We start from the raw sequence: 24,438 nt of genomic DNA, 5'->3' as shown, positions 1-24,438 counted from the left end.
AGACTCGTCTCCGTGAACGGGCCGGCTAGACGGTCGCGTCGCCGAGACCTCCGGGTGTCGGCGCCGAGGAACGTCCGGGCTCCACAGAGCAGGGCGGTGGGTAACACCCACCCGGGGTGACCCGCGAGACAGTGCCACAGAGAACAGACCGCCGTGGGCGACCACGGTCAGGGTGAAACGGTGGGGTAAGAGCCCACCAGCGACCGGGGTGACCCGGTCGGCTCGGTAAACCTCGTCCGGAGCAAGGTCAACAGGGAACGCTGAGGCTGCTCGCCAAGTTCCCGGGTAGACCGCTAGAGGGCGGCGGCAACGTCGTCCCGAGAGAGATGGCCGTCCAAACGCGAGAGCGTGGGACAGAACCCGGCGTACCGGTCGACCCGTTCACACCCCAGCACGGCCGCGACTGCGTCGAGCCGTACTGCGACATCCGCGCAAGCGTGGGACAGAACCCGGCGTACCGGTCGACCCGTTCACACCACAGCACGGCCGCGACTGCGTCGAGCCGTACTGCGACACCCGCGCAAGCGTGGGACAGAACCCGGCGTACCGGTCGACCCGTTCACACCCAACGCGTCGCTGCGGGCCGCGACGACGACACCGCCGCAGCGCCCCGCAGCACTCAGGCGATGCGTTCGGCGGGGCCGGCGGCGAGCGCGGCTGCGCCGAGGATGCCCGCGTTGTTCCGGTGCACGGCGGGGATGATCGGGGTGTCGAGCTTCAGGAGCGGCAGGAAGTGGTCCGCGTGCTTGGACACGCCGCCGCCCACCACGAACTGATCGGGCGAGAAGAGGAACTCGAGGCGCTCGTAGTACTTCTGGAGGCGCTTGGCCCACTTCTCCCAGCTCAGGTCCTCGCGCTCCTTGACCGCGTAGGACGCCCGCGTCTCGGCGTCCTTGCCGTCGATCTCCAGGTGCCCGAGTTCCGCGTTCGGGATCAACGTGCGGTTGTAGATGAGCGCCGTGCCGATACCGGTGCCGAGCGTCGTCAGGATCGTGAGGCCGCTGGCGCCCTTGGCCGCGCCGAACTCCGTCTCGGCGTATCCGGCCGCGTCGGCGTCGTTCACGAAGGTGATCTCACGCCCGAGGCCCTGCTCGAACAGCTGCTCGGCTTCGAGGCCGATCCAGGCGTCGGAGACGTTCGCCGCGGACATCGTCCGGCCGTTGCGGACGATCGCGGGGAAGCAGACGCCGAGCGGGAGTCCGTCCGCGGCCGGGGCCAGCTGCTCGAGCACCTCCCGCACCGTCACGACGATGTCCTTCGGCTCGCCACCCTTCGGCGTGGGGATCTTCACCCGATCGGTGAGGAGGGCACCCGTCGTGAGATCGACGACCGCACCCTTGATGCCGGTCCCTCCGATATCGATGCCGACGGCGGACCGGGGAGCTGCGTTCGTCATGCGTCCAGCCTAGAGCGCCGCGGGCGCTGCGGCGGTGTCGATCGTGCTCGGAAGGGTCAAGACCTCCGCCCCGCGTTCGGTGACGACGAGCGTGTGCTCGAACTGCGCGGTCAACGACCGGTCGCGGGTCGTGACCGTCCAGTCGTCGTCCCACTGCTCCCAGTCCTGGGAGCCGATCGTGAGCATCGGCTCGATCGTGAACACCATGCCCGGCTCCATCACCGTGTCGTACAGCGGCGCGGCGTCGTAGTGGGGGACGATCAGCCCCGAGTGGAAGGACCGGCCGACGCCGTGGCCCGTGAAGTCGCGGACGACGCCGTACCCGAACCGCTTCGCGTAGGACTCGATCGCACGACCGATGACGTTGATCTGCCGGCCGGGGGCGACGGCCTTGATACCGCGGTTGAGGGCTTCCCGGGTGCGCTCGACGAGGGGACGGGTGTCGTCGGCGACGTCGCCGACGAGGAAGGTCACGTTGCTGTCGCCGTGCACGCCGTCGAGGTAGGCGGTGATGTCGATGTTCACGAGGTCGCCCTCGCGCAAAGCGGTGTCGTCGGGGATGCCGTGGCAGACGACCTCGTTGACCGAACTGCAGATCGACTTGGGGTAGCCGCGGTACCCGAGCGTCGACGGATAAGCGCCCGCACCGATGACGAACGCGTGTCCGATGGCGTCCAGTTCATCGGTGGTCACCCCGGGGCGGACCGCCGCGCCGACGGCCTGGATCGCATCGGCGGCGATGGTCCCGGCGATCCGGATGCGTTCGATCTCCTCAGCCGAATACAGGTCGCCCCGGGTGTCGGTGGCCGGTGCGGCGCGGCCGACGTACTCGGGGCGGACGATCGTCTCCGGCACCGATCGGGGGCGGCCGACGCGACCGGGGATCAGGTGACCTGCGGTGTCGAAAGGCATAGGATCAAGCCTAACCGAGCAGGGGAGACGCGCCGTGGCGAAGGAACCATCCGAGCAGTACTGGTACAACACGAAGACCGGTCAGGTCGAGTTCGGCTTCGAGTCGAGTGTCGTCGACCGCGTCGGTCCCTTCGAGACGGCTGCGGAGGCCTCGCACGCACTCGAGCGACTGCGTGCCAACAGCGCGAAGTGGGACGCCGACGAGGCTGCCGAGGACTGAGCCACCCGGGTCGCAACGCGAGCGGATTGCGGGTAAGCCCTCTTCCGCAGGCGTGGTGTGATCCGCCAGGATGGGCCGAGCGATGAAGCTCGAGCGGGGGGAACATGCACAGGATCGACCGTCCGCGGAGGCGACCGATCGCCGTCGGACGAGGTGCCGTCGCGGCCCTCACCCTCGGACTCCTCCTCATGCCGACGTCGCCAGCCGGTGCAGCGCCGATGGTCGCCGCCGAGGTCAGTACCGCCGAGTGCGTCACCGCGGTGCCCGGTGGTTCCCGCTGCGGCGTGTTGACGGTGCCCCTGTCGCGCGCGGTGCCGGACTCGGGTGAGGCGACCCTGCCGTACGTGCTCGTACCGGCCGCCCTCGAGACCGGGCGACCGCCGCTCGTCTACCTCGCCGGTGGGTCGGCGCTCTCGACGCTCGACATCCAGCAGCTCGCGGTCGAGGGCGGGCTGGCCGCCGACCGCGACGTGGTGTTCGTCGAACGCCGGGGCGGTCCCGACGCCACGCCGTCACTCGACTGTGCGCCGGCGACCGCAGCCATCCGCGCCTCGCTCGGCGCTGATGGGGACCGTGCAACCCGCGTCGCCGCGGTCGGCGGCGCTTTCGCCTCCTGCGCCGCGGCCTGGCAGGAGGACGGCGTCGTGCCGAGCGACTTCGGCGTCGCGCCTGCGGCGGCGGACCTCCGCGACCTCCGGCAGCAGCTGGGCTACGCGCGATGGACCATCCTGGCCGTGGGCTCGTCGGCCGGCGTGGCCCTCGCGGCCACCGACGTCGATCCGGGTGGCGTCGACGGCGTCGTCCTCGACGGCCCCGACCTGGGTGCACCCGGGATCGTCTCCGCGGGCGGTGTGGCGGCCTCCCTGGCCGTCGTCCGTGCGCGCGGCGTCGAGCCGCAGGGTCCCGTTCCGTCCCCGCCGGCGGCACCACAAGCCGCCGCCGCCGAGGAACCGGAGTCCGCGACCCCGGACACCGCGCCGACCGAGGTCTCACGTTCGGCCGGGATCCTCACCACCGCCACCGATGCGCTCGTCGCCGCACCGCACCGCACCTCCGGACCGCGGCCGATCACCCTCGGTGGCGACGCGCTCTTGGCGATCGCCTCACACGCGTTGTCCGAACCCACCGCCCAGGCGGCACTCCCGGTGCTCCTGAGCTCCGTCGCGGACGGCGACAGCACGGTGCTGGATCCCGTGGCGAACGATGCGACCGCCCAGCTGGCCGACTCCGGTGGCATCCTCGACCGTGTGCTCGGGTGTTCGACGACCGGCTGGCCTGGGGCGATCGAACGCTCGGACGCGGAGGTCACCACGCCGACGTTGCTGGAGGACGTCGCGGCCGCCGCCTGCTCCTCGTTCGCCGTGGGTGCGACGCCGCCGCCGGGAGCGATCGGGACGTCGGTCTTCGTGCTCGGCGCCCCGGAACAGGCAGCCGCCCTCGCCGTCCCCGTCGCCGACGGCACGGCGGACGCCCTCGTGGCGGTCTTCCCCGGGTCGGGAGCCGTCCCATCGGTCAGCAGTGCGTGCGCACGGGTCGCGATGCGTGCGTGGCTCAGCGATCCGGCGAGCTATCGGGCGGCGCTCTGCGACGCCGACGACGCGGCCGTCGCCGTCGTCGATCGAGCCGATGTCGCGGCGAGCCCGCGATGGGCCGAGCAGACCTCGTCGGACACCGGTGGCGGGTGGCTGCTACTGGTGCTGCCCATCCTGTTCGGGCTCGTGGCCATCGGATGGTCCGTGGCGTGGGGCTACCGGTTGATCACCCAGGCGCTTCGGCGCCAGCCGGTCCAGGACGGTCTCCTGCTGGGGATCGCTCCGGTGTTCGGAGCGACGTGGGCGATCGGCGGAGCCGTCGTGCTCGTCCGTGCGGCTGCCTCGAGTCCGGCGATCGCTCTCGTCGGGGTGCCCGCCGCCTTGCCGTGGCTCTCCATCGCCCTCCTCGTGAGTTGCCTCGGGTTGGTGCCCGTCTGGCAAGGGGCCCACCGTGGATCGCGGCTGCGGATCGCCGCACTCTCGCTGCTGTGGGCGGCGACGGCCGGCTGGACCGCACTCTTCGTCCTCGCCTGGTGGTGAGCCGTGGATCGCCCACGCCCGGCGCGCGCTGATGAGCGGGAACCGGGACGGAGCCAGTAGCCTAGACACGGGCCGCCGGCCGAAGGAAGAGGGGCAGATGGATAAGCAGCGCGACTTCGTTCTCCGCACGATCGAGGAGCGGGGCGTCAAGTTCGTCCGGCTGTGGTTCACCGATGTCGTCGGGACGCTCAAGTCCGTCGCGATCGCCCCGGCCGAAGTGGAAGGCGCGTTCTCCGAGGGCCTCGGCTTCGACGGATCGGCGATCGAGGGGCTCAGCCGCTCCTACGAGTCGGACCTCCTGGCCCACCCCGATCCGACGACCTTCCAGATCCTGCCGTGGCGCGGCGAGATCGACCCGACGGCGCGCATGTTCTGCGACATCACGACGCCTGACGGCCAGCCCGCCGTCGCCGACCCGCGGAACGTCTTGAAGCGCACCCTGGCGAAGGCCGCCGACATGGGGTTCACGTTCTACACGCACCCCGAGATCGAGTTCTACCTGCTGAAGTCCTCGCAGTACGGCGTCGACGGACCGGAGCCGGTCGACTCCGCGGGCTACTTCGACAACGTCCCCGGTGGCACCGCGCACGACTTCCGTCGACGTTCCGTCCGGATGCTCGAGGACCTCGGGATCTCCGTCGAGTTCAGCCACCATGAGGCGGGCCCCGGCCAGAACGAGATCGACCTGCGGTACGCCGACGCCCTGACGACGGCCGACAACATCATGACCTTCCGCACCGTCGTGAAGGAGGTGGCGATCGAGCAGGGTGTCTACGCGACGTTCATGCCGAAGCCGCTCGTCCACCAGCCCGGCAGCGGCATGCACACGCACATGTCGTTGTTCGAGGGCGACTCGAACGCCTTCTACGAGGCGGGTGCGCAGTACCAGCTCTCGAAGACGGGCCGGCAGTTCATCGCCGGACTCCTGACACACGCTCCGGAGATCACCGCGGTGACGAACCAGTTCGTGAACTCCTACAAGCGACTCTGGGGTGGCGTCGGACCGAACAAGCTGTCCGAGGCCCCGAGCTTCGTCTGCTGGGGCCACAACAACCGCTCCGCACTCGTGCGCGTGCCGCTGTACAAGCCCAACAAGGGCCAGAGCGCTCGGGTCGAGTACCGCGCCATCGACTCCGCCGCCAACCCGTACCTCGCCTTCTCGCTCATGCTCGCCGCTGGGCTGAAGGGCATCGAGGAGGGCTACGAGCTCCCGCCGGAGGCCGAGGACAACGTCTGGACCCTCTCCGACACCGAGCGTCGGGCACTGGGATACAACGCCCTGCCCGCCAGCCTCGATCGCGCGGTCAGCCTGATGGAGGGTTCCGAACTCGTGGCGGAGACGCTCGGCGAGCAGGTGTTCAACTACGTCCTGCTGAACAAGCGACAGGAATGGCACGAGTACCGGGCCCAGGTGACCCCCTTCGAGTTGGCCAGCAACCTGGAGATGCTCTAGACGAGGGGACCGGTCGGTCGCATGGTCCGCGAGAACATCTCTCTGAGCACGCTCGCCCGACTCGGGTTCACCGGTCTGGGTGAGGCCCGGGACCGGCTGGACGAGCTCGCCGAGCTCGTCCAGCTCGACCCGGCGTCGCTGTCGCCCTCCTTCGCCGTCGCGGCCGACCCCGACGCCGCGCTGGTCGGTGTGCTGATGGTCGGTCGGAAGTCACCCGACGAGCTGTCGGCGCTCCTGGCGGACCAGGCCTCGGCCGAGCGACTGTTCCGACTGTTCGGCGCCTCGCAGGGGTTCATCGACTTCTTCCTCCGCCACCCCGACCAGCTGTCGGTGTTCGAGTTGCCGGTCACCCGCGTCCCGACGCTGCAGGAGGCGCGCGACGAACTGCTCGCGAGCGTCGGTGCCGAGGACGGCTTCGCCGCGATCGTCGAGGAGCCGGCCTGGGACGCGATCCGCGTGGTCTACCGCCGACTGCTCGCAGAGGTCGCCCTCTTCGACCTCTGCGCCCCGGACCCGATCGTCGTGCTCGACCGGGTCGCCAGTGCCCTCTCCGACCTCGCAGCGGGCGCGTTGGAGGCCTCCATCGCCGTCGCACGCACGCAGACGAGCGGCCCGAGGGGCCCCGGCGTGTACCCGCGCGAGGAGGTCGCGGCCACCCGCTTCGCCATCATCGGCATGGGCAAGGCTGGCGCACGGGAGTTGAACTACGTCTCCGACGTCGACGTCATCTTCGTCGGTGAGGGTTCGGGCGACGACGAGGACGGGCTCGACAACGGGCGCGCCGTCGAGATCGCCACCCGGCTCGCGGTCCTCACCATGCGCGGTCTCGGACAGGCTGGTCTCGAGCCGAGCCTGTGGGAGGTCGATCCGAACCTCCGCCCGGAAGGGAAGGCCGGCGCCCTCGTCCGCACGCTCGAGTCGCATCTCGTCTACTACGACCGCTGGGCGAAGAGCTGGGAGTTCCAGGCCCTCCTCAAGGCACGGGCCCTCGCCGGCGATCCCGACCTCGGTGCCCGCTACATCGAGGCGGTGCAGCCGAAGGTGTGGGGGAGTGCGTCCCGCGAGGGCTTCGTCGAATCCGTGCAGCGCATGCGCGAACGGGTCACCGAGCACATTCCGGCGGAGGACGTCCACTACCAACTGAAGCTCGGCCCGGGCGGGCTCCGCGACATCGAGTTCACGGTCCAACTGCTGCAGCTCGTCCACGGACAGCTCGACGACTCCGTGCATCAACGCGGAACCCTCGCCGCCCTCGACGGCCTCGCGACCGCCGGATACATCGGTCGAGCCGAGGCGCAGGAGTTCGCGCACGACTACCGCCTGCTCCGTGTGCTCGAACACCGCCTGCAGCTGACGCGCCTGCAGCGCACGCACATGATGCCGCGCGACGAGCCGTCCCTCCGATCCCTGGCCCGATCGAGCACGCTCGCGACGACCGCACAGGCCCTCGTCACGCGATGGGAGGCCACGAAGCACGGTGTCCGGCAGCTGCACGAGCGGTTGTTCTACCGGCCGCTGCTCTCGGCGGTCGCGGCCTTGCCCGAGAGCGGTCTGAGTCTGACGAGCGGTCAGGCGGAGGCGCGACTCGCGGCGATCGGCTTCGTCGACCCCCGCGGCGCACTCGCCCACATCGGGGCGCTCACCGCCGGCGTGTCTCGACGCGCCAACATCCAGCGGCATCTGCTCCCCGTCATGCTCGGCTGGTTCGCGGACGGCGCCGATCCCGACTACGGATTGCTCGCGTTCCGGCGGCTCAGCGAGTCCCTCGGCGAGTCGCACTGGTTCCTGCGGATGCTCCGCGACTCCTCAGGTGCGGCCGAGCGGCTCACACGGGTCCTCTCGGGGTCCCGGTTCATCGGCGAGCTCATGGACCGCATCCCCGAGTCGGCCGCTTGGCTCGCGGGGGACGAGGACCTCCTCCCACGATCGTCGTCCGCGCTCGGCGAGGAGATCGCCGCCATCCTCAGACGACACGACTCACCGGACACCGCAGCCGCCGCCATCCGCGCGGTACGGCGACGCGAAGTCCTCCGGCTGGCGATGTCGTCGACCGTCGGGATGCTGGACGTGCAGGGCCTCGCAGCCGGACTGACGGACGTGTCGACGGCCACGCTCGCAGGGCTCCTCGGCGCCGTCAGACGCATCGGCGGCCTCGGCGCGGACATCGAGTTCGCCATCATCGCCATGGGCCGCTACGGCGGCGCAGAGCTCGGCCTTGGTTCGGACCTCGACGTCCTCTACGTGTTCCGGCCGAAGGACGGGGTCGACACCCAGGATGCACAGCGCCAGGCCGGAGCGATCGCCGCAGAACTCAAGCGTCTGAGCGAGGACGCCCGGCTCCCGCTCGACCTCGACCTCGACCTCCGTCCCGAGGGGAAGAACGGTCCGCTCGTGCGCTCCCTCGACTCCTACCGCAACTACTACGCGCGCTGGTCCCTCACCTGGGAGGCGCAGGCGCTGCTCCGCGCCGCCGGAGTCGTGGGCGACACCGAGCTCATCGAGGCGTTCACCGAGGTGGCGGACACGGTCCGCTATCCAGCCGCGATCAGTGAGCAGTCCGTCCGCGAGGTCAAGCGGATCAAGGCACGTGTCGAGAACGAGCGGCTGCCGCAGGGCGCCGACCCGACGAGACACCTGAAGCTCGGGCGCGGCTCGCTCAGCGACGTCGAGTGGTTCGTGCAGCTCCTCCAGCTCGAGCACGGCGCGGCGGTACCGTCGTTGCGCACCACCTCGACGCTCCGAGCGCTCGACGCGGCGGTGGAGGCGGATCTCGTCGATCGGGAGTCCGCCGAACGACTCCGTGAGGCCTGGATCCTCGCGTCGCGGATCCGCTCGGCCATGACGCTGTGGTTGAACAAGACGCAAGACGTGCTGCCGAGCGATCGACAACAGCTCGAAGGCGTGGCGCGACTCCTGGAGTACCCGACCGGATCGGCGAGTCTCCTGGAACAGGACTACCTCGCGGCCACCCGGCGCGCCCGGACGGTCTTCGAGCACGGCTTCTACGGCATCTGAGCGGACCGCCTCGACGACACGGAACCGCCCGCCATCCGAGAGGATGACGGGCGGTTCGTGGTGCCGAGTGGGCTCAGACGCCGTAGTACAGCTCGAACTCGAACGGGTGCGGGCGCTGGGCCAGCGGCTTGATCTCGTTCTCGCGCTTGTACTGGATCCAGGTCTCGATGAGCTCCGGCGTGAAGACGTTGCCGGCGAGGAGGAACTCGTGGTCCGCCTCAAGTGCCTCGAGCGCAGCACCGAGCGATGCGGGCACCTGCGGGATGTTCTTGGCCTCCTCGGGGGGAAGCTCGTAGAGGTCCTTGTCGACGGGCTCGTGCGGCTCGATGCGGTTCTTGATGCCGTCGAGGCCGGCCATCAGCTGAGCGGCGAACGCGAGGTACGGGTTGCCGGAGGCGTCGGGCGCGCGGAACTCGATGCGCTTGGCCTTCGGGTTCGTGCCCGTGATCGGGATACGGATCGACGCCGAGCGGTTACCGGCCGAGTAGACCAGGTTGACGGGAGCCTCGAAGCCGGGGACCAGACGGTGGTACGAGTTCACCGTCGGGTTCGTGAACGCCAGGACGGCGGGGGCGTGCTTCAGCAGACCACCGATGTACCAGCGGGCGAGGTCGGAGAGACCGCCGTAGCCGTTCTCGTCGTAGAAGAGCGGCTTGCCGTCGCTCCACAGCGACTGGTGCGTGTGCATGCCCGAGCCGTTGTCGCCGAAGAGCGGCTTCGGCATGAAGGTCGCGGTCTTGCCCCACAGCTCGGCCGTGTTCTTCACGATGTACTTGAACTTGAGGATGTCGTCAGCCGCGGCGACCATGGTGTCGAAGCGGTAGTTGATCTCGGCCTGGCCGCCGGTGCCCACCTCGTGGTGCGCGCGCTCGAGGATGAGGCCGGCGTCGATCAGCTTGAGGCTGATGTCGTCGCGGAGGTCGGCCTGCTTGTCGACGGGGCTGACGGGGAAGTAGCCACCCTTGTACGGCGTCTTGTTGCCGAGGTTGCCGCCTTCTTCGGCGCGGCCGGTGTTCCAGGCTCCCTCTTCGGAGTCCACCGAGTAGAAGCTCGAGTGCTGGTTCACCTCGTACCGGACGTCGTCGAAGATGTAGAACTCTGCCTCAGGCGCGAAGAACGCGGTGTCGGCGATGCCGGTGGAGGCGAGGTACTTCTCAGCCTTCTTGGCGACCTGACGCGGGTCCTTGGAGTAGATCTCGCCGTTGCGGGGGTTGTAGATGTCGAACACCATGATGAGCGTGCGCTCGGCACGGAAGGCGTCGATGTAAGCGGTGGAGACATCCGGGATGAGCTGCATGTCCGACTCGTGGATGTTGGCGAAGCCACGGATGGACGAACCATCGAAGAGCTGGCCGACGGTGAAGAACTCCTCGTCGACGGTGCTGGCCGGGATGTTGAAGTGCTGCTGCACGCCGGGAAGGTCCGTGAAGCGGATGTCGAGGAACTTGACATCGGTGTCCTTGATGAACTTGAGCACTTCGGAAGAATCACTGAACATGTGAATGGCTCCAAATGGGGTTGGTACAGGGAGGCTGCACAGCGCAGCCATCTGTGAGACTACGGGGAGGGGGTTACCCCGCCATGACACCCATGTTTCGTGGATGTTACGAGAATCCCCGCCCGAATAGAATGGCACAGTGCCCCACACCCCGCAGAATCCACGGACCTTCGGAGAGCTTCCTCCCAGCGCCTTCCCCGGTGAACGCCTCGGACTCCCGGAGAGCGGCGTCCGATCGGTCGCGCGGGTCGGTCGGCGCATCACCGCGCTCGTCATCGACTGGGCCATGGCGGTCGTCCTCTCCGTCGCGTTCTTCGCCTACGACGCCACCGCGACGCTCGTGATCTTCGCCATCATGCAGTTCGTGTTCATCCCGACCATCGGCGGCAGTCTCGGTCATCGCCTGTGCGGCATGCGACTCATGCCGCTGACCGGCGGTTGGGTCGGACTCTGGCGGCCGGCCGTGCGTACCGTGCTCCTCTGCGTGCTCGTCCCGGCGCTCGTCTGGGATTCGGACCAGCGCGGCTTCCATGACAAGGTCGCCGGCACGGTGCTCCTGCGGNTACCGCGAGGTGTTCCGAGCGGGGTCGGTGGGTCAGCGCGCGCGCTGCGGGCGGACCCGCATCGGGTCGACGCCCTTCGGGATGGGGAGCTGCGTACCGAACGAGGACAGACGGTTGCTGACCGCGAGCACCTCGGGGTTGGTCAAGGACTTCTTGACCTTCCGGAGGGCGCCGGAGAGCTGACGGAGCTGCACGGAGTCGGCGTCGGGGCCGACGTGGAAGACCGTGATCGGCACGTTCGGGAGGATACGGGTGACCTTACGCTTCTCGTCCTCGAGCAGGCGTGAGGTCCGCGATCGGGGTCCTTCGGCGATCAGTGCGACGCCACCACGGCCCACGGCGCGGTAGATCGCGTCCTGGGTCTTCGGGTTCACGGCGACGGGCATCTCGCTGGTCTGCCACGAGCGCGGAGCAGCGCGGAGCACCTGGCCCACCGCGCCCGGCCGACCCTCGATCTGCGTGTAGACGACCTTGTCCGCGCGCCGGGTGAGGATGAACAGGGCCGCGAGGATACCGGCGAGCACTCCCGCGATGATCCACATGACGAGCGCGAAGATGTTGCCCGCCGAGAACAGCAGCGCGACCGCGACACCGATGAGCACCGGCAGGATGAAGCCGCCGAGCATCAACCACTGCGCCGCCTTGTCGTGGCGACGGGTGAGCTGGAACACCTGCCAGAGCTGCTTGATCCGCCCTGGTTCCTTCTGCGCCGCCGGGGGCGCGTCCTTCTGAGCCATGCTCCCAGGATAGCCGGTGACGGAGGGTCCTGATGCTGCGTTCTCCTCCACAGGCCGGCGGCGCGGGGACCTTGTCCACAGCCGCGTGCGTGGACGCCGTCGGACGGGGCTCCGCGTCGGAGGATCGAGCTATGGAAACACTGCCAGACCCGTCCACGAACGCAACCCGAGTGGCCGGCCGTCGTCTCGTCCGGCGCCTGGGTGAGGGCCGGCAGTGGACGGCCTACTCGACGGTGCTCGCCCACGCCGGACCCGCGCACGGCCGGCGTACCGACCAGGCCGCCCCGGTGGGCGACGCCGTGCTGCTCCGAGCGAGGGCGGACGCCGCCGAACGCGACCTCTGGCGTCGCGCGGCCGTCCTGTCCCGACTCGACCACCCGCACATCGTGAGACTCGTCGACGTCGCCGAGGACCCGAACGGCCTCCCGTGTCTGCTGGTCGAGCGGCTCGCCGGTGGCACGTTGGGAGAACTGTTGCGCCGCCGGGAGTCGATCGCTCCCGGTGAGGCCGTCACGATCCTGGCACCATTGGTCGACGCCATCCGCGCAGCGCACCTCTCCGGGATCAGCCACGGGTCGATCAACGCTTCGGCCGTGCGCTTCGCCGACGACGGCCGACCGGTCCTCTCCGGCTGGTCGGGCGCAGCTCCCGTGGACCACCAGACCATCGATGGTGGGCTCGGCCGCACCGCTCCGGCGTTCGCTGCCGATTGGACGGCGTTCGCGGGGCTCATGGACGGTGTCCTGCAGGCGACCGACCCCGACGAGACCCCCTCGACCGTGGCCTGGGCCGACGTCGTGCCTGAACTCGCCGACCACGAGATCGCCAATCGACTGCAACAGCGGATCCACGCCCTGGCACGACCGCTCCCGGTCCTGCTCGACCGCGTCGACCCGCCGTCCGCATCACCTGCCGATGCCATCCGTGCTTCCGCCGATCGCGCGCAGCGGACCGCTCCGCTCCCGCCGACCCGACGAGCCGCGGTCGAATCGAGGCGTCGGTCACGACATCCCGCGTCGTCGCTGCGTCGTCGTCTGGCCTGGCGACCCGGTCGAGGCACACGGGTAGCGGCCGCCGGCCGCTCGACGCCGTCCGTCGACTCCAGCCCGAGACGTCGTCGACTCGTGATCGGAGCGGCGGGCGCGGCAGCGGCACTGGTGTCGGCTGCGATGGTGTTCCTGCCGTCCGAAAACCCGAGCACCGCGATCGCGCCGACGCCGGCCGGTTCGGTCGGCCCGGCGTCCGCGGCGGTCACGACGATCGCGCCACCGGTGGAGACACCGACGTCAGCGGCGGACGAAGCCGGCGCCGTCGACGTGGTCACCGGTGACGATCCGGCGGCCGCGGCCCGCGAGCTCGTCCGTCGACGGGATCAGTGCCGCACGACGGGGGAGGAGGGGTGCGTCTGGGACTCCGTCGAACGCGGGTCCCCGTTCGAGGACGACGAGCACCTCGGTGTCGGGATCGGATCGATCGATGCGGCGAGTCTGGACCTCGTCGACCGTCAGGGCGACGCGGCGGTCCTCCGCGGCACGGCCGAGCCGTCCGAGACGGACGAGGCCGCCGCAGGACGACGACAGCCCGTCACGCTCCTCGTGGTGAGGGGCGAGACGGGCTGGCGTCTGCGGGAGGTGTTCACCGCCGGATGAGGCGATGCACACAGCGCGATCGGTTCGGGATCAGATCCCGAGCGAGTCGCGGAAGTCGCCTGCTTCGAGGCGGTTCTTCACCTGGACGAGGAAGCGTGCAGCGTCCGCGCCGTCGATGATGCGGTGGTCGTAGCTCAGCGCGAGGTAGACCGTCGAACGGATTGCGATCGCGTCTGCACCGTCGACCGTGACGACGACCGGCTTCTTCGTGACGATACCCGTACCCAGGATCGCCGACTGCGGCAGGAACACGATCGGGGTGTCGAACAGGGCGCCGCGCGAACCGGTGTTGGTCAGCGTGAACGTGCCGCCCGACAGCTCGTCCGGCTGCAGCTTGTTGTCGCGAGTGCGCTGCGCGAGATCGGCGATCTCGGCGCCGAGCTCGGCGATCGACTTGGAGCCCGAGTTGCGGATGACCGGCGTCAGCAGGCCACGCTCGGTGTCCACGGCGATCGCGAGGTTCTCCGTCTCCGGGTACACGATCTGGTCGCCATCGACGGTGGCGTTGATGATCGGGTACGTCTGGAGCGCCTCGCTGGCGGCAAGGGCGAAGAACGGCAGGAACGACAGCTTGTTGCCGGTCTTGGCGAGGAACTCGTCCTTGACGGCCGTGCGGAGTGCCGCGACCTTCGTGACGTCGACCTCGACGACGCTCGTCAGCTGGGCGGTGCCCTGCATCGAAGCGACCGCGCGCTCAGCGACGACCTTGCGCAGACGCGACATGGCCTTGCTCGTGCCACGCAGCTCGGAGACCTGGACGGTCGGAGCAGCGGGCGACTCCGTGGCGCCACCGGCGCTCTGAGCCTGCAGGACGTCTTCCTTGCGGATACGTCCGCCGACACCGGTGCCGGTGACCGTGCTGAGGTCGACGCCGTGCTGGTTGGCGAGACGACGCACCAGCGGCGTGACGTAACCGGAGTTGACGACCCCGCCGGCGGCAGGCGTTGAAGCGGCGGCCGGAGCAGCAGCAGGTGCAGCGGCAGGTGCCGGAGCAGCAGCAGGCGCAGCGGCGGGAGCCGGAGCAGCAGCGGGAGCCGGAGCAGCAGCAGGAGCCGGAGCAGCAGCAGCAGGTGCCGGTGCAGCGGCAGGTGCCGGTGCAGCAGCAGGCGCAGCGGCGGGAGCCGGAGCAGCAGCGGGAGCCGGCGCGGCAGCAGGTGCCGGCTCGGGCTCGGCCGCGGGAGCGGGCTCAGCCGGAGCGGGCTCGGCAGCAGCCGGTTCCGCGGCGGGCGCGGGCTCCTCTGCCGCAGCCGCACCCGAACCATCACCGATGGTCACGAGAGCGGTGCCGACCTCGACGGTCTCGTCCTCCTGGACGAGGATCGCTTCGATGACACCCGCGACGGGCGAAGGGATCTCGGTGTCGACCTTGTCGGTCGACACTTCGAGCAGCGGCTCGTCGACCTCCACGGTGTCGCCGACATTCTTCAGCCAGCGGGTGACCGTACCCTCGGTGACACTCTCGCCGAGTGCCGGGAGGCTGACGGATTCGCTCATGACCTTGTCTCCTTTGAAACCTGTTGTGTGTTCACTAGCTTATTGGGGTGTTCGGAATGCGTCACAGCGCGTGCAGGGGCTTGCCTGCGAGCGCGAGGAATGCTTCGCCGAGCGCCTCGTTCTGCGTGGGGTGCGCGTGGATCAGCGGCGCGATGTCCTCGGGGTAGGCCTCCCAGTTGACCGCGAGCTGGCCTTCGGCGATGAGCTCACCGACGCGGGCGCCGATCATGTGCACACCGATGACGGGGCCGTCGTTGACGCGGATGACCTTGACGTTGCCGCTCGTGCCGATGATCTCGCTCTTGCCGTTGCCGGCGAGGTTGAAGTCGTAGCTCGTGATGTTGTCGGCGCCGTACTGCTCGGCCGCCTTGGCCTCGCTGAGACCGACGGACGCGATCTCGGGGTCGCTGTAGGTGACCTTCGGGATGTTGACGTCCTCGATGATGACCGGCTTGAGACCGGCGATCTCCTCGGCCACGAAGATGCCCTGCTGGAAGCCGCGGTGCGCGAGCTGCAGGCCGGGGACGATGTCGCCGACGGCGTAGAGGCCGGGGATGTTCGTCTCGAGACGGTCGTTGGTGATGACGAAGCCGCGGTCGATGGTGACACCGACCTCCTCGAAGCCGAGTCCGGCGGTCGACGGGCCACGGCCGACGGCGACGAGCAGCAGCTCGGCGTCGATCGTCTTGCCGTCCTCGAGCGTGATGTGCACGCCCGAGTCGTCCTGGGTGACGCCCTGGAACCGCACGCCGAGCGAGTACTCGATGCCGCGCTTGCGGAACGCGCGCTCGAGGGCCTTGCTGATCGACTCGTCCTCGTTGGGGACGAGGTGGGGGAGTGCCTCGATGATCGTGACCTCGGTCCCGAACGACTTCCAGACGCTCGCGAACTCGACGCCGATCACACCGCCGCCGAGGACGGCGACCTTCTTCGGCACGAAGTCGAGCTGTAGCGCCTGCTCGCTCGTGATGACGCGGCCACCGATCTCGAGACCGGGGAGCGAGCGGCTGTAGGAGCCCGTCGCGAGGATCACGTTCTTGCCGGTGATGAGGTCGTCGCCGACCTGCACGCTCGTCGGGGAGACCAGACGGCCCTCACCCTCGATGGTGGTGATGCCGCGGGCCTTCACGAGGCCCTGGAGTCCCTTGTACTTCTTCGCGACGATGCCCTCGCGGTACTTCGTGACGCCCTCGATGTCGATGCCTTCGAAGGTGGACTTGACGCCGTACTTCTCCGACTCGCGCGATGCGTCCGCGACCTCGGCGGAGTGCAGCAGCGCCTTCGTCGGGATGCAACCGCGGTGGAGGCAGGTGCCGCCGACCTTGTCCTTCTCGATCATGCCGACGGTGAGGCCGAGCTGCGAAGCGCGCAACGCCGCAGCGTATCCGCCGCTTCCGCCTCCCAGGACTACCAGGTCAAAATTCTGCTCGGACACTCCGTTGCTCCTTGTGTGTGCTTCGTGGTCGATCGGAAACCGTCGTGGTGTGTTCGGCGGCGTCGAGGCGGGTCGAACCGCCCCCACCGACCTTACTACGGGTGGCTAATCTCCTCGGCCATTGCGAGGAGGGTGCGGACCGCGACGCCGGTCGGGCCCTTGGCGGTGAAGCCGTAGGGGGCGTCGCCGTTCATCGCACTCCCGGCGATGTCCAGGTGGGCCCACGGGATGCGGGTGGTGCCGCCCTCCTCGTCGGTACGCTCGGCGATGAACTCCTGGAGGAACGTGCCTGCGACGAGCATGCCGCCCGCGGTGGTCCCGGGCTTGGCGTTGGCGAGGTCGGCGACGTCGGAGTCGAGGACCTTGCGCAGCTCCGCGGGGAACGGCATCGGCCAGAACAGTTCGTCCACACCGGACCCGGTCGCGATGAGGTCGGTGACGAACGAAGCGTCGCCCATGACGCCCGTGTAGCGGTTGCCGAGCGCGACCACGGCGGCTCCCGTCAGGGTCGCCACGTCGATGATGGCGTCCGGGCCCTCCTCGCCTGCGGCGACGAGTCCGTCGGCGAGGACCAGCCGGCCCTCGGCGTCGGTGTTGGTGACCTCGACCGTGAGTCCGCCCCGGATGGTGAGGACGTCGTTCGGCCGGATCGCCGTGCCCGACGGGAGGTTCTCGGCGAGGCAGAGCCACGCGGTCAGCCGGGTGGGCACCCCGAGACGCGCGGCCGCGGCCAGGACCGCGAGCACGGTCGCCGCGCCGGTCATGTCGTACTTCATGCCGACCATCGAGACCGGCGGCTTCAGGGAGAGGCCGCCGCTGTCGAAGGTGATGCCCTTCCCGACGAGGGCCAGGTGGCTCCGGGCCGCCTCAGGGTGGTAGCTCAGCTTGACGAGTCGCGGAGGCCGAGAGGAACCCTGCCCGACACCGAGGATGCCGCCGAAGCCGTCCTCGGCCAAGCGGGTCTCGTCCCATTCCTCGACCTCGACGTCGAGGCCGTCGACCGCTGCTCGGGCCGCGTCGGCGAAGGTCGCCGGGTAGAGCTCGTTCGGCGGCGTGTTGACCAGGTCCTTCACGAGCTCGATGGCCTCGGCGACCGCGGTGGCGTGCTCCGCGAGCCCGGCGTAGGGTGCGTCCACGGTCGACGGGACGACGACGGTGATCTGTCCGAGCGGTGTCGGTGCCGGCGCGGATCCGACACCGCGCGACGCGGTGTAGCGGTAGGCGCCGATGGCCGCCCCCTCGAGGACGGCTTCGGCGGCGGCGGCCGTCTCCTCCGTCAACGCGAACACGATCGAGGCCTGGCCGTCGATCGTCCGGGTCACTGCGCCCGCGGCTCGTCGGAAGGCCGCGTCGTCCGCATCCGGACCGAGGCCGACCAGCACGAGACCGGAGGCCGCGCCGAACCGGTCCGGGAGGCGTCGCACCTGGTCTTCCGACCCCGTGACCCCGGAGGCGCGCAGCTCGTCCGCGAGCGGCGCGTAGACCTCTGGCGCCAAGAGCTCCGGTCCGTCGTCGCCCTTCTTCACCGCGAGGACGAGCAGCTCGGCCTCGACTCCCTCGGCGGCGGCGGACAACACGGAGAGCACGGGGATCGTCATGCCTCCATCGTAGGCACGTACCGTTCCGGACCGAGGCGGGGCCGCCGGTGTTCGCTCTCGGCGGTACCGCCGACGCTCGGAGGGGAAGGTCGCTGCGACACCCCCGTTTAGAGTTGAACCATGCCTACGCCTGACGACCTCTACGAGGTGCACCCGGAGATCGACATCCCCGCCGGCCTCCACCTCGTCGCGGGCCTCACCGGGTTCTCCGACGCCGGCGGCGCGGTCGGGCAGCTGAACGCCTACCTCGACGACGTCCTCGACACGACGGTCATCGCCGAGTTCGACGCCGACGTCCTGCTCGACTACCGGGCCCGCCGGCCGATCATCTCGTTCGACCAGGACCACTTGACGGAGTACCGGCCACCTCGGCTGACCCTGTCGCTCGCCCACGACGAGCTCGGGTCGCCGTTCCTCCTGCTCACCGGTTTCGAGCCCGACTTCCTCTGGGACCGCTTCGTCGCAGCCGTGCTCGAGCTCGTCGACCGCTTCCGGGTCAGCGACACCACGTGGGTGCACGCCATCCCGATGCCGGTCCCGCACACCAGGCCGATCGGCGTCACCGTCAGCGGCAACCGGTTCGACCTCATCGAGTCGCTCTCGGTCTGGCGCCCCCGCACCCAGGTACCGTCCAACGTGCTCCACCTCCTCGAGTACCGCCTCTACGAGCGCGGCGACAGCATCGCGGCCTTCGTGCTCCTCGTTCCGCATTACCTCGCCGACACGGAGTTCCCGGCCGCGGCGATCACGGCGATCGAGAGCCTCAGCGCGGCGACCGGGCTCATCTTCCCCACGGACCGCCTCCGCGAGGACAGCCGCGACTTCCTCGTCAAGATCGACGAGCAGGTCGGGACCAACCACGAGCTCGGCCAGCTGGTCACGACGCTCGAGGAGCGGTACGACGCCTACATGGCCGACAACTCGCCGAAATCGCCGCTCACCGACATCGACGGGGCGCTCCCGACGGCCGACGAGATCGCCGCGGAGCTCGAGAAGTTCCTCGCGAGCCGGCGCCACGGCGACGAGGACCGCTCGACCACCTAAGCTGGATCGGTGGGATCTCGACGCGTCTGGTGGGTGTTCGGCGTCGGCGTGTTCGCCTACCTCATCACCGTCATGCAGCGGTCGACGCTCGGCGTGGCAGCGGTGGACGCCACTGAGCGGTTCCAGATCGACGCCGCCGCGCTGTCGACCCTCGCCGTCGCGCAGCTCATCGTGTACGCCGCGATGCAGGTCCCGGTCGGGGTGCTCATCGACCGCCTCGGACCTCGCGTCCTGATCATCGCGGGGCTGACGGTCGTCATGGCGGGCCAGGTCTGGCTGGGGCTCACGACCGAACTCGGCGGCGCGATCGTGGGCCGGATGCTGGTCGGCCTCGGCGACGCCGCGGTGTTCACCTCCGTGTTGCGGCTCGTGAACTCCTGGTTCCCCACCCGTCGGGTGCCGATCGTCTCGCAGTGGGTCGGCAACATCGGGCAGATCGGACAGATCCTCTCGGCGGTGCCGTTCTCCTTCGTCCTGCACGCCTTCGGCTGGTCGCCGGCGTTCCTCAGTGCGGCCGGACTCGTCCTCCTGGCGCTCGTCGGGGTGTTGATCGTCGTCCGCGACCGGCCGTCCGGTTCCGACGAGGCGCCGCGCCCCGAGACCTGGGGCCACGTCGTCCGCGAGGTCGTCATCAGTCTGCGTCGGCCAGGGACGCGTCTCGGGTTCTGGTCGCACTTCGTCACCCAGTCCTCCGGTACCGTCCTCACGCTCCTCTGGGGCTTCCCGTTCATGGTCTACGCCCTCGGCTACCCGCAGCCCCTCGCCGCATCGTTGCTCATCGTGATCGTGGTCTCCGGCATGATCGCCGGACCCATCCTCGGGGTGCTCACCGCCCGGTTCCCCTACCGGCGGAGCAACCTCGTGCTCGGGATCGTGACGGTCATGGGCGTCGCCTGGGCCGCACTGCTGCTCTGGCCGGGCGTCCCACCGATGTGGCTCGTGATCGTCCTGTTCGTCGTGGTCGGGGTCGGTGGCCCCGGTTCACTCATCGGGTTCGACTTCGCTCGCACCTTCAACCCCATCCGCGCGCTCGGCGGGGCGAACGGCATCGTGAACGTCGGTGGGTTCCTCGCGAGCTTCGTCATGATGTTCCTCATCGGTCTCATCATCGACGCGGTCAGCGGGGGATCCCGTGCCGACTATTCCATGGACAACTTCCGGATCGCCTTCTCCGTCCAGTACCTGGTGGTCGGGTTCGGGGTCGCGATGCTGCTCGTCGCACGGTCCCGCACGCGGAGACGCTTCGCCGAGGACGAGGGCATCGCCGTCGGTCCGCTGTGGATCGCGGTCCGAGCCAGGCTCGGGCGCCGTCGCTGAGCGTTCGCTTCGTCCCCTGATCTCACCCTTGACAAACGGCCTGTGGCTCTGAGGTCTTCCGGCGCGCGCTATAATGGAACACGGACCCGTTCACCTCTCGGAATGTCGGCGGCCCTTTTCGGGTTGCACTGCACCAAGACTTGACATGGGTCCTCGTAATGTCCGAAATCACGGACGATCCGGCGATGACTGTCCATGCCGGGTCCGAACAGGAAGGTGCAGCTATGGCCACCAAGACGGCTCGCGCAGACGAAGCAGCGCCAGCAGACGAGGCCACGGAGGCTCCCGCAGCGAAGGCTCGGACCACCAAGGCCACCACGACCCGAGCGAAGGCTGCTCCCAAGAAGGCGACCCGCGCCAAGGCGGGCACGAAGTCGAGCACGGAGCCCGATGAGGGCACGGACGACGAGGACGTCGTCGTCGAGGTCGTCGCCGACGACGCCGTGGTCGACGCGCCCGCAGGCGACGCCACCGAGGCGGTCGAGGAGGAGGACGACAAGTCCGTGCCGGAGATCACCCTCCCCACCGACGCACTCGTACTCTCCAACAGCGACGACGACGAGATCCCGGTGTACTCGGCCGCGATCACCGGCGCCACCGCCGACCCGGTCAAGGACTACCTCAAGCAGATCGGTAAGGTCGCGCTCCTCAACGCTGCCGAAGAGGTCGAACTCGCGATGCGCATCGAGGCGGGCCTCTTCGCCGAGGACAAGCTCGCCCAGCTCTCCGACCTCGAGAAGCGCTCGCGGGTCGGTCGTGAGCTCCAGTGGGTCGCGAAGGACGGTGCCCGCGCCAAGAGCCACCTCCTCGGGGCGAACCTCCGACTCGTCGTGAGCCTCGCCAAGCGGTACACCGGCCGCGGCATGCAGTTCCTCGACCTCATCCAGGAGGGCAACCTGGGCCTCATCCGTGCGGTCGAGAAGTTCGACTACACCAAGGGCTTCAAGTTCTCCACCTACGCGACCTGGTGGATCCGTCAGGCCATCACGCGTGCCATGGCCGACCAGGCGCGCACCATCCGCATCCCGGTGCACATGGTCGAGGTCATCAACAAGCTCGCCCGCGTCCAGCGGCAGATGCTGCAGGACCTGGGCCGCGAGCCCACGCCCGAAGAGCTCAGCCGCGAACTCGACATGACGCCTGAGAAGGTCATCGAGGTCCAGAAGTACGGCCGCGAGCCCATCTCGCTGCACACGCCCCTCGGCGAGGACGGCGACAGCGAGTTCGGCGACCTCATCGAGGACACCGAGGCGGTCGTGCCGGCCGACGCCGTCAGCTTCACCATGCTGCAGAAGCAGCTGGAGTCGCTCCTCGACTCGCTCTCCGAGCGGGAAGCGGGCGTCATCCGGATGCGCTTCGGCCTCGGCGACGGCATGCCCAAGACGCTCGACCAGATCGGCGACACCTTCGGGGTCACCCGTGAGCGCATCCGGCAGATCGAGTCGAAGACCATGGCGAAGCTGCGTCACCCGAGCCGATCCCAGTCGCTCCGCGACTACCTCGAGTAGGAGCATGCGCTACGCCCCGGCCATCCTCGCCGGTCGTGCCGTCCGATTCCTCGCCAGGCTGCGCAAGCCGGGCGGGGGATCGGCCGTTCCCGGCCTGGTGGTCAACCGCATCGCGCCCGGGTTCCTCCCCGACACGTTGAACGCCTTCCCGCGTGGTCTCGTGATCGTGAGCGGCTCGAGCGGGAAGTCGACGACGACCAAGATGCTCGTCGGCATCCTGCGTGCCCACGGTGTGTCGGTCTTCACGAACCCGTCCACGGCGAACATCTCCCAGGGCCTCACCTCTGCCCTCCTCGAACGAGCCGACCTCCGCGGCCGGATCGACGCCGAGCTCGGGGTGCTCGAGATGGACGAAGGACACGGCGCGCTCATCGCTCCGCGGCTCGCGCCCGCCCACGTCATCCTGACCAACGTGTCCGTCGACCAGATCGACCGCTTCCACGACGCTGCCATGGTGGCGCGCATGCTCGACGCGATCGCTGCCCGATCGAGCACGTCGCTCGTCCTGAACGGCGATGACGCACTCGTCGACGCCGTCGCGCCAGGCAGCGCCGCGACGCGATGGCGGTACGGCGTCTCGACGGCGGTGCTCGGCGCCAGCGCACGCGGCCTCGGGTACAGCACGACCTCGTCCGATCGGGTCGACCCCGGTTCCGGAACCGTCGTCGAAGCCCTCGACGGCGACCTGGTGTCCATCACCCACCGCGGCGAGACCGTCCGGTTCCGTCTGCCGGCCCGTGGCGTGCACTACGCCGTGGACGCTGCTGCCGCCCTCTCCGGCGCCGCCGCGATCCTCGGCCCCGAGTTCCAGCTCACCACCGCGGCGGAGTCGTTCCGCGCGCTCACGCCGGTGTTCGGCCGCGGTGAGGTGACGACCGTCCGCGGTGTCGAGGTCGAGTTCGTCCTCGTCCAGAACCCCGCGAGCTATCAGCTCAACGTCGACAGCTTGGCGGCCGACACCGAGCAGATCCTGGTGGCCGTCGGGAGCGACGTCCGCGATCCCTCGTACCTCTGGCCGGTCGACACGTCCAGGCTCGGTCGTGTGGCGCTCGTGTCGGGGTCCAAGGCCTGGGAGGCCGCCCTGCAGCTGGGCTACGCCGGCGTCGAGATCGACCGGATCGAACCAGACCTCGGCACGGCGTTGGACGCGTTCCTCGCCCTCCCCGCGCCCGCGCACGGTCGGAAGACCGTGATCTTCACCGCCGACTCGATGCGCCGTACCCGCGCGCACCTCGGCCTCGCTTCGAACGATCAGGACGACGCATGACGACCGAGCCGACGATCACCATCGCCGTCCTCCTGCCATCGAGCTGCAATGTGAACGGCGACGCCGAGAACGGCGCGGTCCTCGCTCGCCGGGCCCGCGCACGTGGCCTCGCCGTCGAGCTCGTCGCGGTCGAGTCGGTCGCCGAGCTCCCGAGCACAGTCCACGCGGTCGTCCTCGGGTCGTGCGACGACCCGTCGGCGCCACAAGTGCTCGAGGCGCTCCGGCCGTTCCGCGACGCGTTCATCGCCTGGGTGGAAGCCGGCGTGCCCGTCCTCGCTGTCGCCAACGGATGGAAGCTCCTCACTCGCCGGCTCGAGCTGGCACCGGGGAGCTGGGTCGAGGGCCTCGCCATCATCGAGGGCGACGCCCCGTTGCGGCGCACGCGGGCGAGCGACGACCTCGTCGTCGTGCCGGGCGGCGGCCTCGAGCTCGACGCCCCGGTACTCGTCGGGTACGAGAACCACGGGCGGGACTTCCGAGCCGGGACGGGCGTCGAGTCGATCGGCACCGTGCAGCACGGACGAGGCAACGGCGACGGCACGGAGGGTGCGCTGGTCGGACCCTTCGTCGGAACCCACCTGCACGGCCCCGTCCTCGCCAAGAACCCGGAACTGGCCGATCGGCTGCTCCGTCTGGCGATCACGGTCGCCGGGGGCACTTCGATGCTCGACGAATCGCCAGAGCTTCACGCCCTCGACGAGATCGCCGCCAACGCCAGAGCGCAGATCGTCTCGGCCCTCGCCTGAGTCCGCGCGCGATCGAGCCCGCACTGGTCTGAGACCGCGCTTCCTCGATGACATGACGAAGGGCCCCGGATCTCGGATCCGGGGCCCTTGTCGTGATGCCGGTGGACTAGGCGCGCTGCTCGTTGAAGAGTCGCGCGGACTCGTCGTGCCAGTCGGTCGCGACCTGCGTCAGCTTCTCCTGGTACTTCTTGCCGTGGTGCGCGCAGAACAGCAGCTCACCGCTGTTCATCTGCACGCGGATGTAGGCCTGTGCTCCGCACAGATCGCAACGATCGGCGGCAGTCAGTTGCTGGGCGTCGAGGTCACTCGGCGTGCTCTCGGTAGCAGTCTGTGACATGTGCTCCTCCTGACTCGGGCGGCTACGAAACTCGTAGTACTCATGAAAGCACGCGATTGTCACAACGGGGTCCCATTCCGTGTTCTTTTCGCTGTGCGCGTAGATGATTCGGATCAACCCTGCAGCCGGATGGGTCGACGACCCGAGACAACGCGCCGTCGCGCGGCTCCGGACGAT

18 protein-coding genes, 1 other RNA gene and 1 pseudogene are annotated in these 24,438 nt (G+C 69.3%); 12 read left to right on the top strand and 8 right to left on the bottom strand.

Annotated features, from left to right (window positions below; all coding sequences use genetic code 11):
• Positions 1-17 precede the first annotated feature (17 nt).
• An RNA gene (gene rnpB, locus IFU30_RS08845) (RNase P RNA component class A) lies at positions 18-384 on the top strand.
• 235 nt (positions 385-619) lie between these two features.
• On the opposite strand, the gene ppgK is transcribed toward rnpB, so the two are convergent.
• Positions 620-1,396 (bottom strand): polyphosphate--glucose phosphotransferase, encoded by a 777-nt coding sequence (gene ppgK / locus IFU30_RS08840; RefSeq protein ID WP_192004948.1) that lies wholly within the window; start codon positions 1,394-1,396, stop codon positions 620-622.
• Between the two features lie 9 nt (positions 1,397-1,405).
• On the bottom strand, positions 1,406-2,308 hold the full coding sequence (gene map / locus IFU30_RS08835; protein WP_192004947.1) for a type I methionyl aminopeptidase: 903 nt from the start codon (positions 2,306-2,308) through the stop codon (positions 1,406-1,408).
• A gap of 34 nt (positions 2,309-2,342) precedes the next feature.
• Here map and IFU30_RS08830 point away from each other — a divergent pair, with 34 nt between their 5' ends.
• The 4 genes from IFU30_RS08830 (at position 2,343) to IFU30_RS08815 (ending at position 9,068) form a co-directional block, all read left to right on the top strand.
• Positions 2,343-2,528: a hypothetical protein gene (locus IFU30_RS08830; RefSeq protein WP_064293764.1), complete on the top strand. Its 186-nt coding sequence runs from the start codon at positions 2,343-2,345 to the stop codon at positions 2,526-2,528.
• A gap of 104 nt (positions 2,529-2,632) precedes the next feature.
• Entirely contained in the window at positions 2,633-4,600 is a 1,968-nt protein-coding gene (locus IFU30_RS08825) for a hypothetical protein (protein WP_192004946.1), read from the top strand.
• 97 nt (positions 4,601-4,697) lie between these two features.
• Positions 4,698-6,053, top strand: coding sequence for a glutamine synthetase family protein (locus tag IFU30_RS08820; protein WP_079705870.1), 1,356 nt, complete (start codon positions 4,698-4,700; stop codon positions 6,051-6,053).
• 21 nt (positions 6,054-6,074) lie between these two features.
• The gene (locus IFU30_RS08815; protein WP_191941071.1) at positions 6,075-9,068 is read left to right on the top strand and encodes a bifunctional [glutamine synthetase] adenylyltransferase/[glutamine synthetase]-adenylyl-L-tyrosine phosphorylase; all 2,994 of its coding nucleotides are present in this window, start codon (positions 6,075-6,077) and stop codon (positions 9,066-9,068) included.
• Positions 9,069-9,141: 73 nt separating this feature from the next.
• Here IFU30_RS08815 and glnA read toward each other — a convergent pair whose 3' ends face one another.
• Positions 9,142-10,566: a type I glutamate--ammonia ligase gene (glnA, locus tag IFU30_RS08810; protein ID WP_056005986.1), complete on the bottom strand. Its 1,425-nt coding sequence runs from the start codon at positions 10,564-10,566 to the stop codon at positions 9,142-9,144.
• Positions 10,567-10,705: 139 nt separating this feature from the next.
• Between glnA and IFU30_RS20360 the strand changes: the two are divergent.
• Positions 10,706-11,128: pseudogene (locus IFU30_RS20360) on the top strand (RDD family protein); the annotation flags it as partial.
• A 33-nt stretch (positions 11,129-11,161) separates the two neighbouring features.
• Here IFU30_RS20360 and IFU30_RS08805 read toward each other — a convergent pair.
• Complete coding sequence (locus IFU30_RS08805) at positions 11,162-11,866, bottom strand: DUF4191 domain-containing protein (protein ID WP_071260054.1); 705 nt, start codon at positions 11,864-11,866, stop codon at positions 11,162-11,164.
• A gap of 131 nt (positions 11,867-11,997) precedes the next feature.
• On the opposite strand from IFU30_RS08805, the gene IFU30_RS08800 reads away from it, so the two are divergent.
• Positions 11,998-13,515: a protein kinase domain-containing protein gene (locus IFU30_RS08800; protein ID WP_192004945.1), complete on the top strand. Its 1,518-nt coding sequence runs from the start codon at positions 11,998-12,000 to the stop codon at positions 13,513-13,515.
• A gap of 30 nt (positions 13,516-13,545) precedes the next feature.
• Here IFU30_RS08800 and IFU30_RS08795 read toward each other — a convergent pair whose 3' ends face one another.
• From IFU30_RS08795 to IFU30_RS08785, 3 genes are all read right to left on the bottom strand, one after another.
• Complete coding sequence (locus tag IFU30_RS08795) at positions 13,546-15,009, bottom strand: 2-oxo acid dehydrogenase subunit E2 (RefSeq protein WP_192004944.1); 1,464 nt, start codon at positions 15,007-15,009, stop codon at positions 13,546-13,548.
• Positions 15,010-15,070: 61 nt separating this feature from the next.
• The gene (gene lpdA, locus IFU30_RS08790) at positions 15,071-16,444 is read right to left on the bottom strand and encodes a dihydrolipoyl dehydrogenase (RefSeq protein ID WP_064293772.1); all 1,374 of its coding nucleotides are present in this window, start codon (positions 16,442-16,444) and stop codon (positions 15,071-15,073) included.
• A gap of 95 nt (positions 16,445-16,539) precedes the next feature.
• Positions 16,540-18,042, bottom strand: coding sequence for a leucyl aminopeptidase (locus IFU30_RS08785; protein ID WP_192004943.1), 1,503 nt, complete (start codon positions 18,040-18,042; stop codon positions 16,540-16,542).
• Between the two features lie 120 nt (positions 18,043-18,162).
• On the opposite strand from IFU30_RS08785, the gene IFU30_RS08780 reads away from it, so the two are divergent.
• From IFU30_RS08780 to IFU30_RS08760, 5 genes are all read left to right on the top strand, one after another.
• Complete coding sequence (locus IFU30_RS08780; RefSeq protein ID WP_079705876.1) at positions 18,163-19,086, top strand: proteasome assembly chaperone family protein; 924 nt, start codon at positions 18,163-18,165, stop codon at positions 19,084-19,086.
• A gap of 9 nt (positions 19,087-19,095) precedes the next feature.
• Positions 19,096-20,403, top strand: coding sequence for an MFS transporter (locus tag IFU30_RS08775; RefSeq protein ID WP_192004942.1), 1,308 nt, complete (start codon positions 19,096-19,098; stop codon positions 20,401-20,403).
• A 185-nt stretch (positions 20,404-20,588) separates the two neighbouring features.
• Positions 20,589-21,911 (top strand): RNA polymerase sigma factor, encoded by a 1,323-nt coding sequence (locus IFU30_RS08770; RefSeq protein ID WP_079706303.1) that lies wholly within the window; start codon positions 20,589-20,591, stop codon positions 21,909-21,911.
• 4 nt (positions 21,912-21,915) lie between these two features.
• Positions 21,916-23,178 (top strand): MurT ligase domain-containing protein, encoded by a 1,263-nt coding sequence (locus tag IFU30_RS08765; protein ID WP_192004941.1) that lies wholly within the window; start codon positions 21,916-21,918, stop codon positions 23,176-23,178.
• Positions 23,175-23,924, top strand: coding sequence for a hypothetical protein (locus tag IFU30_RS08760; protein WP_137241714.1), 750 nt, complete (start codon positions 23,175-23,177; stop codon positions 23,922-23,924). Before IFU30_RS08765 ends, IFU30_RS08760 begins: the two co-directional genes overlap by 4 nt.
• Before the next feature lie 106 nt (positions 23,925-24,030).
• Here IFU30_RS08760 and IFU30_RS08755 read toward each other — a convergent pair whose 3' ends face one another.
• A complete protein-coding gene (locus tag IFU30_RS08755) occupies positions 24,031-24,261 on the bottom strand; it encodes a DUF7455 domain-containing protein (RefSeq protein ID WP_079705880.1) in 231 nt (76 codons plus the stop codon).
• Between the last annotated feature and the right edge of the window lie 177 nt (positions 24,262-24,438).

The organism is Plantibacter sp. CFBP 8798, assembly GCF_014841195.1.
Taxonomy (GTDB): domain Bacteria; phylum Actinomycetota; class Actinomycetes; order Actinomycetales; family Microbacteriaceae; genus Plantibacter; species Plantibacter auratus.
The sequence above is the reverse complement of the archived record's forward strand: the minus strand, read 5'-3'. Positions and strand labels throughout refer to the sequence as shown.

Coding starts and splice junctions, on each gene's coding strand:
- IFU30_RS08795 (WP_192004944.1), bottom strand. CDS start 15,009: ATGAGCGAATCCGTCAGCCTCCCGGCACTCGGCGAGAGTGTCACCGAG.
- IFU30_RS08755 (WP_079705880.1), bottom strand. CDS start 24,261: ATGTCACAGACTGCTACCGAGAGCACGCCGAGTGACCTCGACGCCCAG.
- IFU30_RS08765 (WP_192004941.1), top strand. CDS start 21,916: ATGCGCTACGCCCCGGCCATCCTCGCCGGTCGTGCCGTCCGATTCCTC.
- IFU30_RS08805 (WP_071260054.1), bottom strand. CDS start 11,866: ATGGCTCAGAAGGACGCGCCCCCGGCGGCGCAGAAGGAACCAGGGCGG.
- map (WP_192004947.1), bottom strand. CDS start 2,308: ATGCCTTTCGACACCGCAGGTCACCTGATCCCCGGTCGCGTCGGCCGC.
- IFU30_RS08785 (WP_192004943.1), bottom strand. CDS start 18,042: ATGACGATCCCCGTGCTCTCCGTGTTGTCCGCCGCCGCCGAGGGAGTC.
- IFU30_RS08780 (WP_079705876.1), top strand. CDS start 18,163: ATGCCTACGCCTGACGACCTCTACGAGGTGCACCCGGAGATCGACATC.
- IFU30_RS08770 (WP_079706303.1), top strand. CDS start 20,589: ATGACTGTCCATGCCGGGTCCGAACAGGAAGGTGCAGCTATGGCCACC.
- IFU30_RS08760 (WP_137241714.1), top strand. CDS start 23,175: ATGACGACCGAGCCGACGATCACCATCGCCGTCCTCCTGCCATCGAGC.
- IFU30_RS08815 (WP_191941071.1), top strand. CDS start 6,075: ATGGTCCGCGAGAACATCTCTCTGAGCACGCTCGCCCGACTCGGGTTC.
- glnA (WP_056005986.1), bottom strand. CDS start 10,566: ATGTTCAGTGATTCTTCCGAAGTGCTCAAGTTCATCAAGGACACCGAT.
- ppgK (WP_192004948.1), bottom strand. CDS start 1,396: ATGACGAACGCAGCTCCCCGGTCCGCCGTCGGCATCGATATCGGAGGG.
- IFU30_RS08800 (WP_192004945.1), top strand. CDS start 11,998: ATGGAAACACTGCCAGACCCGTCCACGAACGCAACCCGAGTGGCCGGC.
- IFU30_RS08820 (WP_079705870.1), top strand. CDS start 4,698: ATGGATAAGCAGCGCGACTTCGTTCTCCGCACGATCGAGGAGCGGGGC.
- IFU30_RS08825 (WP_192004946.1), top strand. CDS start 2,633: ATGCACAGGATCGACCGTCCGCGGAGGCGACCGATCGCCGTCGGACGA.